Annotated in this window: 17 protein-coding genes; 16 read left to right on the forward strand and 1 reads right to left on the reverse strand. The window is 60.3% G+C overall.

Annotated features, from left to right (window positions below):
- The first annotated feature begins 9 nt into the window (after positions 1-9).
- The 14 genes from UB31_RS29795 (at position 10) to UB31_RS29865 (ending at position 14159) form a co-directional block, all read left to right on the forward strand.
- Positions 10-1023, forward strand: coding sequence for an ABC transporter permease (locus UB31_RS29795; RefSeq protein WP_045008847.1), 1014 nt, complete (start codon positions 10-12; stop codon positions 1021-1023).
- A 3-nt stretch (positions 1024-1026) separates the two neighbouring features.
- Positions 1027-1869, forward strand: coding sequence for an ABC transporter permease (locus tag UB31_RS29800; protein WP_045008561.1), 843 nt, complete (start codon positions 1027-1029; stop codon positions 1867-1869).
- The gene (locus UB31_RS40795; protein ID WP_245305638.1) at positions 1869-2780 is read left to right on the forward strand and encodes an ABC transporter ATP-binding protein; all 912 of its coding nucleotides are present in this window, start codon (positions 1869-1871) and stop codon (positions 2778-2780) included. Before UB31_RS29800 ends, UB31_RS40795 begins: the two co-directional genes overlap by 1 nt.
- Entirely contained in the window at positions 2774-3589 is an 816-nt protein-coding gene (locus tag UB31_RS29815) for an ABC transporter ATP-binding protein (RefSeq protein ID WP_050032601.1), read from the forward strand. Before UB31_RS40795 ends, UB31_RS29815 begins: the two co-directional genes overlap by 7 nt.
- Positions 3590-3602: 13 nt before the next feature.
- Positions 3603-4415 carry a phosphate/phosphite/phosphonate ABC transporter substrate-binding protein gene (locus tag UB31_RS29820; protein ID WP_050032599.1) on the forward strand — a complete coding sequence of 271 codons (813 nt, stop codon included), beginning with the start codon at positions 3603-3605 and terminating at the stop codon, positions 4413-4415.
- Between the two features lie 461 nt (positions 4416-4876).
- Positions 4877-6223, forward strand: coding sequence for a flavin-containing monooxygenase (locus tag UB31_RS29825; protein ID WP_045013524.1), 1347 nt, complete (start codon positions 4877-4879; stop codon positions 6221-6223).
- Positions 6224-6640, forward strand: coding sequence for a RidA family protein (locus UB31_RS29830; RefSeq protein WP_045008557.1), 417 nt, complete (start codon positions 6224-6226; stop codon positions 6638-6640). It begins immediately after the preceding gene.
- A 16-nt stretch (positions 6641-6656) separates the two neighbouring features.
- Positions 6657-7682, forward strand: a complete 1026-nt coding sequence (locus UB31_RS29835) for an ABC transporter substrate-binding protein (protein WP_197087465.1) — start codon at positions 6657-6659, stop codon at positions 7680-7682.
- Between the two features lie 51 nt (positions 7683-7733).
- Positions 7734-8705, forward strand: coding sequence for an ornithine cyclodeaminase family protein (locus UB31_RS29840; RefSeq protein ID WP_210168185.1), 972 nt, complete (start codon positions 7734-7736; stop codon positions 8703-8705).
- Between the two features lie 4 nt (positions 8706-8709).
- Complete coding sequence (locus tag UB31_RS29845) at positions 8710-10368, forward strand: thiamine pyrophosphate-dependent enzyme (protein ID WP_245305637.1); 1659 nt, start codon at positions 8710-8712, stop codon at positions 10366-10368.
- A gap of 123 nt (positions 10369-10491) precedes the next feature.
- Positions 10492-11166 (forward strand): DUF1028 domain-containing protein, encoded by a 675-nt coding sequence (locus UB31_RS29850; protein ID WP_045008843.1) that lies wholly within the window; start codon positions 10492-10494, stop codon positions 11164-11166.
- Positions 11167-11457: 291 nt separating this feature from the next.
- Positions 11458-12261, forward strand: a complete 804-nt coding sequence (locus UB31_RS29855; RefSeq protein ID WP_045013427.1) for an ABC transporter ATP-binding protein — start codon at positions 11458-11460, stop codon at positions 12259-12261.
- The gene (locus UB31_RS29860) at positions 12258-13091 is read left to right on the forward strand and encodes an ABC transporter permease (protein ID WP_050032593.1); all 834 of its coding nucleotides are present in this window, start codon (positions 12258-12260) and stop codon (positions 13089-13091) included. Before UB31_RS29855 ends, UB31_RS29860 begins: the two co-directional genes overlap by 4 nt.
- A 66-nt stretch (positions 13092-13157) precedes the next feature.
- Positions 13158-14159 (forward strand): ornithine cyclodeaminase family protein, encoded by a 1002-nt coding sequence (locus UB31_RS29865; protein ID WP_045008554.1) that lies wholly within the window; start codon positions 13158-13160, stop codon positions 14157-14159.
- Here UB31_RS29865 and UB31_RS41720 read toward each other — a convergent pair.
- Positions 14156-14317 (reverse strand): hypothetical protein, encoded by a 162-nt coding sequence (locus UB31_RS41720; protein WP_156163455.1) that lies wholly within the window; start codon positions 14315-14317, stop codon positions 14156-14158. The two genes, UB31_RS29865 and UB31_RS41720, sit on opposite strands and share 4 nt — an antisense overlap.
- A 72-nt stretch (positions 14318-14389) precedes the next feature.
- Here UB31_RS41720 and UB31_RS29870 point away from each other — a divergent pair, with 72 nt between their 5' ends.
- On the forward strand, positions 14390-15211 hold the full coding sequence (locus UB31_RS29870) for a helix-turn-helix domain-containing protein (protein ID WP_045008553.1): 822 nt from the start codon (positions 14390-14392) through the stop codon (positions 15209-15211).
- Positions 15212-15278: 67 nt separating this feature from the next.
- Positions 15279-15944 carry a DsbA family oxidoreductase gene (locus UB31_RS29875; protein WP_045008552.1) on the forward strand — a complete coding sequence of 222 codons (666 nt, stop codon included), beginning with the start codon at positions 15279-15281 and terminating at the stop codon, positions 15942-15944.
- Positions 15945-15949: the final 5 nt, after the last annotated feature.

The raw sequence follows: 15949 nt of genomic DNA on the forward strand, positions 1-15949 counted from the left end.
TTGTTTCCTCTGCTGCGATCGGTCATCAAGCGGGTCGCGTTTGCGGTGCCGACCATCTTCGGCGTGGTTTTGGTTTCCTTTGCCCTCACGCGATTGCTGCCGGGGGACCCGGCGGTCTACTTCGCCGGCGCGGCGCCTACTCCCGAAGCGATCGCCGACATACGCAAGGCCATGCTTCTCGATCGGCCCCTGCTGGAGCAATTCGTCTCCTACGTCGTCAATCTGCTTCATGGCGATCTGGGAAAATCGCTGATAACGGGTCAGCCCGTTGTCAAGGACCTGGCGGCGCGAATGCCGGCGACGCTCGAGTTGACCGGGCTCTCACTCCTGATCGCATTGCTGGTTTCGATTCCGCTCGGGGTCATCGGAGCGCTTCGGAAGGGAAGCCTGATCGACCACGCTGCCAGGTTCTTCTCGACGACGGCGTTGTCGATGCCTTCTTTCTTCACGGGCCTGTTGTTGGTCTTCGTCTTCTATTATCTGCTCGGTCTTGCGCCGGCTCCTCTGGGCCGGATCGATCCACTTGGTCTTCCTCCGCCTGTTAAGTCCGGCCTGATCGTCATCGACGGATTCCTTGCGGGCGACTACGAAAGCGTGACGGACGGCCTCGCCCATTTGGTCCTTCCATCGATCGCGCTTGCGCTTTCCGGCATTGGACCTCTGACCCGGATCACGCGAGGAGCGATGCTGACGGTGCTTTCCAGCGACTTTATCCGGGCTGCCCGTTCTTACGATATGCCGAGGTGGCGACTGGTCTACGTCTATGCGCTCAGAAATGCCATGCTGCCTGTTCTGACCACGGCTGGCTTCGTGTTCTCGTTTCTGATCAGCGCGAATGTCGTGGTCGAAAAGGTCTTCTCCTGGCCTGGAATCGGATCGTACGCTCTCCAAGCCCTCGTGGCGTCAGACTATGCGGCCGTGCAAGGCTTCGTGCTCAGCGTGGCGCTCCTCTATGTCTTGATCAATATTCTGATCGACGTCCTTTACGGGATCGTCGACGTTCGCGTGCGCCTTGCGGAGTAGGACATGGAGTTTGCTGCAACCCTCCAGGACGGCTTGCGTCGAGACCCTCTGACCGCGACCACGATGGCGATCATCGTGATCATCTGTCTCGTTGCGATCTTTGGTCCGTTCGTTGCGTCTCATGATCCCCTCGCCACCAATCCTTCGATAGCGCTCAAGCCCCCAACCTGGGAACACCCTTGCGGCACTGATCAGGTGGGCCGGGATATATGTACAAGGATCGTCTACGCCACACGTCTCGATCTGTTCATTGCGCTGTCTGCGGTGGGGTTAGGGCTCATCATCGGGGGCCTGATCGGGAGTCTCGCCGGCTTCTTCGGTGGAATCGTCGACCGCCTGGCCATGTGGATCGTAGACACGATCATGGCATTCCCGCTCTTCGTGCTCGCTATGGGAATCGTCGCCGCACTCGGAAACAGCCTCGAGAACATCATCTATGCGACAGCCATCGTGAATGTGCCGTTTTATGCTCGGACAATGCGAGCTGAGATGAAGCAACGCCGCGAGATGGGCTTTGTGGAGGCGGCGAGAGTGAGCGGGAACGGCCCTTTCAGAATTCTTGCCGTTCACCTCGTTCCCACGGCCGTACCCCAGCTCATGATTCAAGCGACGTTGACGATGGGCTGGGCCATGCTCAACGCTGCCGCTCTGTCCTTTATCGGTCTCGGGATCAGGCCTCCGACGCCGGAGTGGGGGATCATGGTGGCAGAGGGCGCGAGCTTCATCATTACGGGCGAATGGTGGGTCGCGCTCTTCCCGGGGATGACTTTGGTTCTGGTGGTTCTATCGCTCAACCTCGTGGGCGACGGCTTGCGCGACGTCCTCGATGCCAGGGAACGACGCTAGTGCTCGAAGTCAGGAACCTGTCGATCGAATTTTCCACGCGCCGCGGTACGGTCAAGGCGCTGGATCGGATCGATTTGAGTATTGCTCCCGGCGAGATTGTCGGCCTCGTCGGCGAAAGCGGCTCCGGAAAGTCCGTTCTGTCCTACGCGATATCGGGTTTGCTGGATCGGTCCGCCCGAATCGCGAGCGGTGAAATCCGGTGGCACGGAGCCGTCATCGAGCCGGTCAGGGAGCGGCGGAGCACGCATGCCGCGATCGCCCAGATATTCCAGAATCCCCGGGCGAGCCTGAATCCGATCATGACCGTGCGCCGTCAGCTTGGCGATGTTGCGGGGAGGGACCGGGTGCTGTCGCTCCTCGAAAATGTCCGCATCGATCCAAATCGCGCGGACCATTATCCGTTCGAACTTTCAGGCGGTCAGTGCCAACGCGTCGGGATCGCGCTCGCTCTTGGCTGTGAACCTGAACTTCTGATCGCGGATGAACCGACCACCGGGCTCGACGTGACAACCGAAGCCGCGATCATGGCTCTCATCGGAGATCTTTCGCAACGGCGTGGGATGGCGACCTTGCTGGTCACGCACAATCTGGCGCTCGCTGCCGCGAATTGCGATCGCATCGCCGTGATGCACGCCGGACAACTCGTCGAGTGCGGGCCTGCCGAGCAGTTGGCTTACTCGCCGATGCATCCGTACGCGGAACAATTGCTTGCATCCGTTCCCCAGCATTCCGAGAGCGCCGACGATCTTCGGACGGTACCGGGCCTGCTCCCCGACTTGGCGGGGCCTTTGCTGCCCTGTCGCTTTGCGCCCAGATGCGATCGTCACCAACCGGATTGCGATGCATCGCCTCTATCCTTGATCGCCCGTTCTCCGCAGCATTTTGTTGCGTGCAGGCACCCGCTATGTTGAAAGTCTCGCGTCTCACGAAATCGTTCAAGGGGCGAGGATGGCGGTCGCACGACGTTCTCGCGGTCGACGACGTCAATTTCGAGATTGCTCGCGGGGGAAGTCTCGGCGTCGTCGGCGAAAGCGGGTCGGGAAAGAGCACGCTGGCGCGGATGATCTCGCGCCTGATCGACAATACTGGCGGCAGCATCGCATTCGAGGGAATCGACATCGGCGCGGTGTCGCCATCGTCGTTCGTGCGCCGTCCAGAGAGACGGAGGATACAACACGTCTTTCAGGATACGGGTGAGAATCTGACGCCGCATCTGACTGCGGGCGCAGCTATCGCCGATCCGATTCGAAGGCTCGTCGGGTTGGCCGACGAACGGCAAATCCGTCTGAAAGTGGAAGCTCTCGCCACCAGCGTTGCACTTAATCCGGAGCTGCTGAATCGCTACCCTCATCAGCTATCGGGAGGACAGAAGGCGCGCGTGGGAATTGCGCGCGCGCTTGCCTCTGCCCCGGATTTGCTGATTCTGGATGAGCCGACCGCCGCCCTCGATGTCTCGGTTCAGGCGGCCATTCTGAAGCTGCTTCATGGTCTGAGGAGCGAATTCCGCCTCGCTTATTTGTTCATAAGCCACGACATCGAGGTTGTCAGACTGATGTGCGAGGATGTTATCATCATGCGCCTCGGTCGTGTCGTCGAACAGGGGCCTACGCGGCAGATTCTCAAGGCTCCCCAGAGCGACTACGGGCGTGAGCTGCTGGAAGCTGTCCCTCGCCTTAACGACCGAAAGCATGCCTCGCGTGCCATGATCGCGCCAAGCTGACGAGAGAGATCAGATGCTGGAGCTGACCGCCAGCCTACCGATGTATAATCTTCCCGAGTTGGCGGGCAAAAACGCCGCTTTCTGGGAGGCGTTGTCGAAAGAAATGCGGGCCCAGAAGCTGGCCTCCATTCCACCAGATCTTGTGTTCTCGCGTCCCGCCGTTCCGGATGCCATTGGCTCGGAGGTCTTATTTTCCCAGGCCTGTGGCTATCCTTTGCAGACCATCTACAGCGGTCAATTCGCCTTTCTGGGCGTCCCGACTTACGACTTTCCGGGCTGCGGTCCGTCGACACATCGGGCCTTTGTCATTGTGGGCAAGGAATCCCCCTATCGAACCATCGAAGACCTGCGCGGCGCCACGTTCGCGCTCAACAGTATCCATTCGAATTCAGGAATGAACCTGCCAAGGCTATTGTTGGCCCGGCATGGCGTCAAGGCGCCCTTCTTCGGAACGGTCGTGGCGACGCGCTCGCATACCGAGAGTATCAGGCAGGTCCAAGCGGGCGATCTGGACGCAGCCTCGATCGATTGCGTGACCTACGGTTTCTTCAAGGAGCTGTGTCCGGAGAAGGTGAGCGCCATCCGCGTGCTCGCCGAAACGCCGGAGAGTCCGGCCATTCCTTTCGTAACGTCGATTGCGACGCCACCCGATCAGATTGAAAAGCTGCGCGCTGCCTTGTTCCGCGTGGCGAGCGATTCCGTATACCGGCCGGTGCTTGACGGTCTCCACATCAAGACAATTACCGCTGCCGATCCGGCGGAATATGCGCGCGTCATTACCTATGAACGCGAAGCCGCCGAACGGGGATATGCTGAACTGAAATAGCGGATGATGCTGTCCTGAGCCCGGTGGCGGCTATCGTGGCAGTCCGCGAGCGGCCGGTTCAGGGCCTACAGGCGGCCGCAGACTGTTCTGTGGATTGGATTTTCCGAGGATGAACCTCCGAAGAACGTTTTGGACGTGCTCTTTTCCCGGGAGCATCGTCAGGAGCCGTCTGCTTCCCGGAGGGACCCCGTCTTGGGATATCAAGAGACGAGGGAGATCGAAAACGCAAATCTTGCTGTTTGAGCACCAATGCGCGCGTCACTGCGGCCATAACCTGCCGTCCCTAACGACGGGATCATCGATGGTCCGTGTAGCCGACGACCTGATCGGGGGTGTTTAGGAGAGGCCTAAGCAGTGCGACGAGAAATCATAATTTCCCGCCGCCGTGTTTGCTCCTAAGTAGACTTCGTAGCCGTGTTGTATGCGCGCCTCGTTCGAACGAGCCGGGAATGAAAACGGTCATGCCGATAGAAGAAGTTGACACGGTTGTCGTCGGAGCAGGTCAGGCCGGATTGGCCATGAGCGAGCATCTGAGCGCCGCCGGCATCGCTCACGTCGTTCTGGAAAGGCACCGAATCGCCGAAAGGTGGCGGACGGCGCGATGGGACTCACTGGTCGCAAATGGCCCCGCATGGCACGACCGCTTTCCCGGCATGGAATTTCCGGGTCATCGAGATTCGTTTCCGTCCAAGGAAGTGGTGGCGGACTATTTTGTCTCCTACGCCGAAATGATTGCCGCCCCGGTGCGGTGCGGCGTGGACGTCACATCCGTTTGCCGCCTTGAGGGCCGCGCGGGTTTCCGCGTCGAAACGTCTGTAGGGACATTCGAAGCCAACAACGTTGTTGCAGCGACCGGTCCTTTTCAGATTCCCCTGATCCCCGACGTCATACCCAAGGACGCGCGCGTCACCCAGATACACTCGAACGAGTATCGCAACCCGGCGCAATTGCCGGACGGAGGCGTGCTGGTCGTCGGCGCGGGATCATCCGGTGGGCAGATCGCCGACGAGCTTCTCCGTGCCGGCAGAGCCGTCTATCTTTCGGTCGGTCCGCACGAGCGGCCGCCGCGATCCTACCGCGGGTATGATTTTTGCTGGTGGCTGGGCGTCCTCGGAAAATGGGATATCGAGACAAAGACGCGTGGCACGGAGCATGTCACGATTTCCGTGAGCGGCGCCCGCGGTGGTTACACCGTAGACTTCAGGCGGCTCGCCGAGGAAGGAATGATGCTCGTAGGCTCGACCAAGTCTTACAGCGACAGCAAGGTGACTTTCGCCAATGATCTCCGGGAGAACGTCGCGATGGGAGATCAATCGCTCATCTCGCTACTGGATGAGGCGGACGACTACGTCAAACGCACCGGCCTCGAACTTCCCGAAGAGCCCGAGGCCCGTATCATCCCACCGGATCCGGAATGTCTGACCGATCCGCTGCGTGAGCTCGATTTCCGTGCGGCTGGGGTAAATACAGTCATTTGGGCCACGGGCTATTCGTCGGATTACTCCTGGCTCAAGGTCGACGCCTTCGACCCGGCAGGCAAGCCGAGGCATCAACGAGGCATATCGCGTGAGCCCGGAATATTTTTCCTGGGGTTGCCGTGGCAGTCGCGCAGAGGCTCAGCGTTCATCTGGGGAGTCTGGCACGACGCGAAGTACCTGGCGGATCGGATTTCCACGCAGCGGCGCTATCGCGACTATCATAACGAGAGGGCCGGGGAGATCGATCGCGGCAAAGCTGCGGCGGCGCCCCGGACATCAAACCCGGCGATTGCGGAATATTGCGGAATAGAGAACAAAAGGAAGAGCTGAGTGGCACATCACCGAATCCGGAAGTTCAACACCAAGGACACCTATCCGGAGCAGAAACTGGACAATGATCTCTGTCAGGCGGTCGTTACCTCGGGTGGAAAGATCGTGTGGTTGCGCGGGCAGTGCCCGCAGAATCTCGACGACGCCGCGAACATCGCGAGCCATGACCCCGTAGAGCAGACCCACAAGGTCATGCAGAACATCAGGCAGCTCATCGAGGAAGCCGGCGGCAGGATGGAACACCTGGTCAAGGTCGTCGTCTATCTGACAGACGTGCGGCATCGCGAGGCGGTGTATCGAACCATGGGCGAATACATCAAGGACGTTTATCCGGTGTCGACTGGCCTGGTCGTCCAGGCGCTGGCTCGGCCGGAATGGCTGGTCGAAATCGATGCTACCGCCGTGATTCCGGAGTGACCGAATGACGCGCTTCATGAACATAGATCGCAGACAATTTGCCCTCGCAACGTTCGCGCTCGCCGCATCCGCACGCTGGCCAGCCAGCGCCGCGGCCAAGGAGACCGTGCGCATGGGCCAAGCCACGACGACGTTGGGCTTTCTCCCGGTGTGGGCCGCGCGTGCCTACGATACGTTCGCAGCGGAGCAAGTTGATCTGAACTGGGCAGCCATCAACGGGGGAGACCCCGCCTGCCTGGCGGCGCTCGACAGCGGGGACATCGACATCGCCGCGACAGGTAGCGATTCAGTTCTCGAGGCGGTTGCGAAGGGACAGCCGTACCAGATCATCTATTCGCTGATGTCGAAGATCTCGCTCAATTTGACCGTGTCCGAAGCGATGATCAAGCGAACGGGCATTTCCAGGAGCATGCCGATCAAGGAACGCATCGCTTGCCTCAAGGGCGCCGTGATAGGGGTCGCCGTGGTCGGAGGCGCTCAGGACCGGACCGTTCGCTGGCTGGCGACGCGCGGCGGCCTTGACGGTCGCAAGGATGTCCAGGTCGTCCAGATCGGTTCGGCCGCAGCACTTGGAGCGGCCCTGGAGAACGGGCGCATCGATGCATTCATGTTGTCGCCGCCCGAAGGACCATTGGCGGAGGCGGCGGGATACGGCCGAACTGTCATCGAGCCCGATACCGATATTTCGGGCTGGAAGGGAATGCCGAGTCTCGTGCTCGTTGGCCGCTCTGACGCGAACGAAGCCGCACAGAAGAAGATCGTCGCGACGGTACGGGCGATGAATTCCGCCAACCATGCGGTGCTCTCCGATTTGGAGGGGAGTGCCGACAAGATTGGCGGAAAATTCTTCCCGAAGCTGCCTCAACCAGTGATGCGCGTCAGCATCAAGACGCTCGCTGACGGAATCCGTGACGACGGTTTGCTCAACGAAGAGCGTGCCAAGCTGTTGTCCCAATTCGTCGAAGACTCCGGACGAACGCCGCCGGCGCCGGGCTCATTCTGGACCAACAAATACGTCGAACTCGCGAAGAATGCCAAATAGGGGGTAGCCGCCATGGCTCGTGTCGATTTCCGCTATCTCGATCGGAAGCAAGTGCGTTCGCTTCTGCCTCCGATAAAAGTCCTGCTCTCGCTGATCGAACAGGGCCTGTCCGCGCACGGACGGCGGGACGTTGTCCTGCCTCCGAAGGCCCACATCCAGCTGGATGACCGGTACAACGGCCATTTCAACATTCTGGTGGGCTGGGCAGGCCCAAATGATACGGCAGGCGTCAAGGTCATCGGGGACTACGTCGATAACTACAAGCACGGGCTTCCTTCCGAGGTCGCCATGCTCACATTGTACAATCCCAGAACCGGCGTGCCGCGGGCCTTGATGGACGCGACAGATTTGACGACGGAACGAACCGGTGCCGTCACGGGTATCGGAGCAAAATATCTCGCCCCCAAGGGAGCGAAGATCATCGGCCATGTCGGCGCGCGGGGCACTGCGTTCGCGAATATCGCGATCCTCGCCAAATTGTTCGAGATCGCCGAAGTCCGTATCACCAGCAAGAGGCCCGAAACGCGCGAGACCCTGGCGCAACGCGTTCGGCAGGAATGCGGCATCAAGGCCGTGGCCGTCGCCACTGCCGAAGAGGCTTGTCGCGGCGCCGATATCGTCGTCGAGGCGACCCGTCTGGAGAAGCCCGAGATACTGATCCGCGACGAGTGGCTGACGCCGCACTGCCTTCTCATTTGCTATGGCTGGAAAATGGCCGTCGATCCGGACACGGTCAAGACAGCCTCGAAAGTGATCGTCGATGATTGGGAGCAGTGCTGCAAGGGCGGGCAGTTGCATCCGATGATCGAGAGCGGCGAACTCACGCGCGCCAAGCTATACGCCGAGATTGGCGAGGTGACGTGTGGTTCGAAGGCCGGGCGTGCCGATGCCGACGGTCGCATCGTGTTCTGGCATCGCGGCTTCGCCATCAGCGACGTCATGCTGGGCGCGCACATTCTGGACTCGGCCGCTTCAAAGAACATCGGCACCGTCTTGAACCTGTTTGACCTTCCAGATGAGTAAGACGGTGAACGAAGCCCTCGCGCCACAGACGACACGTGAAATGAGCGGTGCGGACGCGGTTGTCGACGCGCTGCTCAAGCACGGGTTGACCTCGCTCTACTGTCTTCCTGGCATCCAGAACGACGCCTTGTTTGTTTCCTTGTTCGATCGCCGAAATGAAATCCAGGCGGTGCATACCCGACATGAGCAGGGCGCCGCCTACATGGCGCTGGGCGCGGCACTGGCGACCGGCAAGCCTGCCGCTTATGCCGTGGTCCCAGGCCCGGGCGTGCTCAATACCGCAGCCGCGCTCGGGACGGCTTACAGCGCCGGCGCGAAGGTCCTCTGCCTATCGGGTCAGATTCCAAGCCATGCAATCGGCAAGGGACTTGGCTATCTGCACGAATTGCCCGACCAATTGGGCATCCTCGAACGGCTGACGAAGTGGGCCAAGCGGACAACGGCGCCTGGGGATGTGCCGGCCGACTTTGCGGAGGCCTTTGCAGCGTTACGGTCGGGCCGTCCTCGTCCCGTAGCTATCGAAGTGCCCATGGACGTTTTGTCCCGGAGAGCCGAAATCAAGGCCGCATTCGTGCGCGAGCCGGACGTTGCGCCGGCTCCCGAGGACGACGCTCTCGCGAGAGCGGCCTCCCTGTTGTCCCGTGCCGAGCGCCCCTTGATCTTTGTCGGGGGCGGGGCCCAGGAGGCTGGTCTGCCGTTGAGGCAACTTGCGGAAAAGCTCGGTGCGCCCGTAGTGGCTCATCGCATGGGGAAGGGCGTGCTGGACGATAGGCATCCGCTCAGTCTTAATCTCACCGCCGGTCACGCCCTCTGGAAGGGCTGCGACGTCGTCCTTGCAATCGGAACAAGGATGCATTTGCCGCTGACGCAGTGGGGATCCGACGAAGAGCTGCGGGTCATCAAGGTGGATGTCGACCGACTGGAGATGTCATGCGGCCGCCAGCCCGAAATCGCCTTGTGTGGCGAGGCTCACGATGTCCTGCAGCGGCTCAATGACCAGATACGAGAGCCGGTCGGGGATCGTGATAGTCGGGTCGCATCGAGCCGTGCCTTGAAGGAGGAGATCGCGGGTAAGCTCAATGTGCTGCGTCCGCAGTTGGACTATTTGCGCGCGATCCGAGATGTGCTCCCCGACGATGGCATCCTCGTCGACGAATCGACACAGGTCGGCTACGTCTCGCGCATCGGTTATGAAACGCGGTTGCCGAGGACCTATCTCTCCTCCGGGCATGCGGGAACCCTGGGCTGGGGATTTCCAACAGCGCTCGGCGCGCAACACGCATTACCGGATACCCCGGTCGTGTCGATCACCGGCGACGGCGGCTTCATGTTCAACGTGCAGGAGCTTGCTACAGCGGCCCATCACAACATTCCTCTCGTGACGGTGCTTTTCAACGACGGCGCATTCGGGAACGTCCAGCGTATGCAGCGTGAGCTCTACGGACAGCGCGTCATCGCAACAGACCTGACCAACCCGGATTTCGTGCGGATGGCGGATAGCTTTGGCATCGACGCCATGCGCGCTGAAGGGCCGCAGGCCTTGAGGAGTGCCCTGGCAAGAGCCATCGAGGCTCGTCGTCCCTCCCTGATCGAAGTGCCATGCCGTCAAATGCCGGAGCCTTGGCCGTTCCTTCAATTGCCGCGGGTTCGCGGGCGCTCGTGACACAAATTGTGGTCCGCCGGATTTGGATTTGCGAAGCGCATCATACGGAAATCGTAATTTTCTTCGCTGATCGGCAAGCGATAATCGCATGATCGTGGGGCGATGTTGGGCTCGGAGCTCGGTATGACGATCTCAATAAGTGGACGCTGTAATCAGACGGGGCAGCTTGGAATCGCGATCGCGTCGTCCAGTATGAGCGTGGCGGCGCGATGCGCCTATGCCCGCGCCGGAGCCGGCGTTTGCGCCACCCAAAATATCACCGATCCGCGCTTGGGGCCACGCGCTCTTGCCTTGATGGAGCTCGGGCTGGACGCTGATACGATCCTTGCCGGGATTCGTGCAAACACGGAACACATCGAATTCCGCCAACTTGGGATTCTCGATCATTCCGGGCGGACCGCATGCTATTCCGGACTCCATAGTCTCGGCATTTTCGCAAGTGCCCACGGTCAGAATGTGATTGCGCTCGGCAACCTCCTTGCGAACGCCGAAGTGCCGAAGCGCATGATGTCGGCATTCAACGAGACCGCCGATGCTGAACTCGGCGATCGGCTGGTCACTGCCATGCAAGCTGGCCTGGCAGCTGGCGGCGAGGCCGGCCCAATGCTTTCGGCGGGCATGATTATTGTTGACCGCGTTCCCTGGCCGATCGCAGATATCCGGGTCGACCTGCATGATGAGCCGATCACCCGACTGTCGGAGCTATGGAAGGCCTGGAGGCCGCAGATGGATGACTATGTAACCCGGGCCCTTAAACCTTCGGCGGCGCCAAAGTTTGGAGTTCCGGGCGATTTGTGAAGTCGTTCGGACGGGATTCGTTTGCCGTATCTCTCAGCCTGGGCGAGTTGCTCTGCTGTCGTTCTGCGTCGTCCGTGCCCAATATTCCGTCACGTCGCTCCGGAAGTCGGAGATAAACTCAGAACCTGCGGGGAGGCGGCCAGCGCAAAGGCCCCTGACGAGTCTTGAATGGAGCAGGTTCGGACGAGACCAGCTTCGTGTACCCGGTAGTAAGTCGAGAAGGGGGACGTCTTCCCGATTGCCAATCTGCATGTGACCCGTGCGACGTCTGAAGAATGGATTACGAGAAAAATGACCGAAGCAGCAAGCGCAAGCGTTCTCCGATTCAGTGCGATTCAACAGAGCTTCGCAAGTCCAATCGGAGATGCACCAAACGTGGTCATCAGCGATGTCGGCTTCGAAGTGAAGCGGGGCAAGTTCGTCAGCGTTATCGGGCCGAGCGGTTGTGGGAAGAGCACTCTCATCCAAATGGCCGCAGGGCTTCTCAAGCCGTCGGTCGGCATGGTCTTCCACCATGATCGAGAGGTCACCAGCGTGAATCGTACCATCGGCTTCGTGCCACAACAGGCGCAGTTGTTGCCGTGGAAGACGATGATCGAGAACATCGAATTTCCGTTGTTGCTGCGTGGCATGACTCTAGCCGAGCGCCGCGCGAAGGCCATGGAGGCTATTAAGCGCGTCGACCTCGCCGGCTTTGAATCGCACTACCCGTATCAATTGTCGGGCGGTATGCAGAAGCGTGCATCCATCGCACGCATGCTGGTCTACAAGCCGGATACGATCTTGATGGATGAGCCGTTCGGTGCGTTGGACGCGCAGACCCGCATGGTCATGCAGCATGATTTGCAGACGATGCTGGCTACCGAAGGTGCAAGCGTGCTCTTCGTCACGCATGACATCACCGAGGCGGTATTGTTGTCGGACAGCGTTGTCGTGCTAAGTCGCAGGCCCGCGCGTGTCATCGCCGAAATTCCCATCGATTTGCCACGACCTCGCGACATGTTCGAACCTTACGCGACGCCAGGCTTTGCCGAAGCGTACGATCGGGTGTGGTCCGTATTTCGAAGCGAACTCAACATTAGGCGTGCGGCATGAGCGACCAGATGACACTGACTTCACTCCGCGCGCCATCGCCGAAACGAATCTGGGCGCCCGTATGTCGGGCGCTTTTGTTGGCAGCCCCGGGCGTCACGTTGCTCTGCTTTTGGCAATTTGCGTCCGGACGATTGATACGCGAGACGTATGTCAGCAAGCCGACGGAAATCGCATGGCGTCTTATCGACCTATTCTACACCGGTGAAATCTGGCCAAGCCTCCGCGTGACAGGGGAGGAATTGGTTCTATCCTATGTGATCGGCGTTCTGCTCGGGCTGTTGCTCGGATATGCGCTTGGGCGTTCTCCGCGCGCGGCCTCAATCTTCGAGCCCTACGTGATGGCATTCTACGGAATACCGAAAATCGCCTTGGCGCCCTTGTTCGTCATTTGGTTCGGTATCGGCATTTGGTCGAAGGTGATGCTGGCCGGCACAATGGTGTTCTTTCTCGTCTTCTATAATGTTTTCGCCGGCGTCCGATCGGTCGACCGGGATGTCGTTAATTTGGCCCTGGTTTTGGGGGCAAATGAACGTCAGCTGGGTCGACAGATATATTTACCCGCTGCCGCGCCGTTTCTGTTGCTGGGGATGCGTATGGCCATACCCTATGCTGTCATCGGCGTGATCGTGGGGGAGTTTACCTCGTCAACCGCAGGGCTCGGTCTGTTTATCAATTATGCGTCTTCGACTTACGATCCGGCCGGTGTATTCGCAGGCATTTTTATCCTCTTGGCGTTCGTGATGGGGATGAATGCGTTGGCCAATCGCCTCGAGCGCAAGCTCCTGAAATGGCAGCCAACCTCCCAGAGGATTGCCTCCGAGCCAAACTAGGCCGCGCGTGCAGCATGCTCTGATCTTTTCGGACTCGTTGTGCTGTAAACTGGAAGAGACCGCCTCATGGATCCAATCTATCTCACTTATCTCAATCGCCAGGACATCGAGGCACTGAAACTGTCCGATCAAGAGGTTCTGGACGCGATTGAGTCGGGTCTCGCGAGACAGGGCCGCGGGGAGGCGGTTATTGAGCCGCGTGTTCATCTGGAGCCAAAGTTGGCCGACGGCCATTTCAACGTTCTTCGCGGAGTTCTCGGCACCGCCAACAACGCCGCAGGCGTGAAGATCGTTGGTGACTTCGTCGATAACTACAAGTCTGGAATGCCTTCGGAGTTCGGGGTGCTTCTGCTGTTCGACCCGCGCAACGGTGTGCCGAGAGCCATCATGGACGCGAGCGGCATAACGGACATGCGGACGGGAGCGGTGACGGCAATAGGCGCCAAATATCTCGCTCGGAAGAATTCGAAGATACTGGGGCACATCGGGGCGCGAGGCACCGCGTACTGGAATGTCCGCCTGTTGGACCACCTCTTCGCCTTCGATGAAATTCGCGTCCATTCAAGGCGACCGGAGAGTCGGAATGAGTTTGCAGAGCGATTAAGTCGAGACCTCGGGAAAAAAGTGGTTGCGACCGAAGACTGGCGAGCTTGCGTTGAAGGGGCAGATATCGTCGTTGAAGCGTCGCGCCTTGTCGAACCTGAACCGATGCTCCTTACGAGCTGGATCAAGAGCGGAGCCTTCGTCGTTCCCTATGGGACCATGAGCGCGGTCGAACTGTCTCTGACCGATATCATGAGCAAGCTCGTGGTTGACGATTGGGGCCAGTGCAAGTCCGGAAAGTTTGGAAGTCTTCGGGCCCATGTTGAGGCCGGAAAGCTGTCCGAAGAATCGCTCCACGCCGAGCTCGGCCAGATTGTCGCCGGGCTGAAGCCTGGTCGGGAAAGCGAAGACGAGACCATCTTGCTATGGCACCGTGGCCTCTCACTGAGCGATATTGCGCTCGGGCATGCGATGCTGAAGAAGGGAGAGCGTCTCGGTATCGGGCAACGCCTGAGGTACGCTTAGCCGGAGAAATCGAAGGCGGACGATTTTTGCTTCCAATACTCGCGCACGAGCTCTGAAGAGAGCCACACCAGTACCAGAGAGAATTTCGGCAGCGCGAGCCTGTCGGTATTTTTGTCGGTATCCAGCGGATTCCGCGAAAATAAATTCAGTGATTTCATTCGGTTACATGCCCATTTCCATTACCTCGGGGGTAATGGAAGGGCTGAAATCCGCATGCTAGGTTTTCGACCATGAGCGCACATGCATCCACGGCACGCACCGAACATGGCCAGCCGGTCCATATCGGCGACCACTTACGCGAGTGGCGGCAGCGCCGGCGCATGAGCCAGCTCGATCTCGCAGGCGAGGCGGAGATCTCTGCGCGACATCTGAGCTTCGTCGAGACCGGCCGCGCCGCGCCTTCGCGCGACATGGTGCTGAGGCTTGCCGAACGTCTCGACGTGCCCCTGCGCGAACGCAATGTGCTGCTGGTCTCAGCCGGCTATGCGCCGGCCTTTCCGCAGCGTCCGCTGGAGGACCCCGCCTTGAAATCAGCCCGTCAGGCGATCGACCTCGTGCTCAGGGCACATGAGCCCAATCCGGCGCTGGCCTATGACCGGCACTGGAATCTGGTGACCGCCAATCGCATGGTGGCGCCGCTGCTCGAGGGCATCCCGGAGCGGCTGCTCGGCCAGCCCTTCAATGTGCTGCGGCTCGCCTTTCATCCCGAGGGGCTGGCGCCGCGTACCGTCAATCTCGCCGAATGGTGCGCGCATCTGCTCGAGCGCCTGTACCGGCAATGCGAGGCGACGGCCGATCCGGAGCTGATCAAGCTCTACAACGACCTGAAGAGCTATCCGATCCCGGCACGTGCGGGCCCGCTGTCGAGTGACAATGTCGCGATCCCCTTCAAGCTGCGCCATGACGGGGGGATACTCAGTTTCTTCTCCACCACCATGGTGTTCGGCACGCCGGTCGACATCACCCTGTCGGAGCTGGCGCTGGAGACGTTCTTTCCGGCCGACGAGCGCACCGCCGAATGGCTGAAGCAGACGGCCGCAAATATGGCCTAGCGCCCTTGCCTCGGGCGCCGTTCGGCTTATCTTCCGACAAAACGGCAAATGCCCGAAGGAGGCGTGTATGAGCGCACTGAAGCCACTCCAGATCGATGTCGTCTCCGACGTGGTGTGCCCGTGGTGCTATATCGGCAAGCATCGGATCGAGAGCGCGCTCGCGCTCGTTCCCGACGTCCCGGTCAAGCTGCAATTCCGCCCCTTCTTCCTCAATTCCTGGGTGCCGCGCGAGGGTATCAGCCGCGAGGAATATCTCACCCAGAAGTTCGGCTCGGTCGAGGCCTACAAAGGCATCGCCGGCCGCGTCGTCGCAGCCGCAAGCGAAGAGGGGCTCACCTACCGGCCGGAGCTCGTGGCGCGTCAGCCGAACACGACCGACTGCCACCGCCTGATCCTCTGGGCCGAGGCGATCGGTAAGGCACCCGAGATGAAGCAGCGCCTGATGGAGCTCTATTTCCGCGACGGCGGCGATCTCACCGATGTCGACGTGCTGGTGCAGGCGGCCGCCGATATCGGCCTCGACGCCGATGATGTGCGTCGGCGCCTTGCCACCGACGAGGACGTCGCGCGCGTCACGGCCGATGCACAGGAAGCCGCCGAGAAGGGCATCTCCGGCGTGCCGACCTACGTGTTTGCGCAGAAATACGCCGTCTCCGGCGCGCAGGATCCCAACATGCTCGCGCGCGCCATCCGCCAGGTCTCGGCGGAGATCAACGCGCAGGCGGCGGAGTAACGTTC

Source organism: Bradyrhizobium sp. LTSP849, from assembly GCF_000938255.1.
Classification (GTDB): Bacteria; Pseudomonadota; Alphaproteobacteria; order Rhizobiales; family Xanthobacteraceae; genus Bradyrhizobium.

What these genes read in the sequence shown, in the direction of transcription:
- UB31_RS29800 (WP_045008561.1), top strand. Translation starts at nt 1,027, where the DNA reads ATGGAGTTTGCTGCAACCCTCCAGGACGGCTTGCGTCGAGACCCTCTG.
- UB31_RS29865 (WP_045008554.1), top strand. Translation starts at nt 13,158, where the DNA reads ATGGATCCAATCTATCTCACTTATCTCAATCGCCAGGACATCGAGGCA.
- UB31_RS29850 (WP_045008843.1), top strand. Translation starts at nt 10,492, where the DNA reads ATGACGATCTCAATAAGTGGACGCTGTAATCAGACGGGGCAGCTTGGA.
- UB31_RS41720 (WP_156163455.1), bottom strand. Translation starts at nt 14,317, where the DNA reads ATGAAATCACTGAATTTATTTTCGCGGAATCCGCTGGATACCGACAAA.
- UB31_RS29820 (WP_050032599.1), top strand. Translation starts at nt 3,603, where the DNA reads ATGCTGGAGCTGACCGCCAGCCTACCGATGTATAATCTTCCCGAGTTG.
- UB31_RS29815 (WP_050032601.1), top strand. Translation starts at nt 2,774, where the DNA reads ATGTTGAAAGTCTCGCGTCTCACGAAATCGTTCAAGGGGCGAGGATGG.
- UB31_RS29835 (WP_197087465.1), top strand. Translation starts at nt 6,657, where the DNA reads ATGAACATAGATCGCAGACAATTTGCCCTCGCAACGTTCGCGCTCGCC.
- UB31_RS29860 (WP_050032593.1), top strand. Translation starts at nt 12,258, where the DNA reads ATGAGCGACCAGATGACACTGACTTCACTCCGCGCGCCATCGCCGAAA.
- UB31_RS29855 (WP_045013427.1), top strand. Translation starts at nt 11,458, where the DNA reads ATGACCGAAGCAGCAAGCGCAAGCGTTCTCCGATTCAGTGCGATTCAA.
- UB31_RS29875 (WP_045008552.1), top strand. Translation starts at nt 15,279, where the DNA reads ATGAGCGCACTGAAGCCACTCCAGATCGATGTCGTCTCCGACGTGGTG.
- UB31_RS29870 (WP_045008553.1), top strand. Translation starts at nt 14,390, where the DNA reads ATGAGCGCACATGCATCCACGGCACGCACCGAACATGGCCAGCCGGTC.
- UB31_RS29825 (WP_045013524.1), top strand. Translation starts at nt 4,877, where the DNA reads ATGCCGATAGAAGAAGTTGACACGGTTGTCGTCGGAGCAGGTCAGGCC.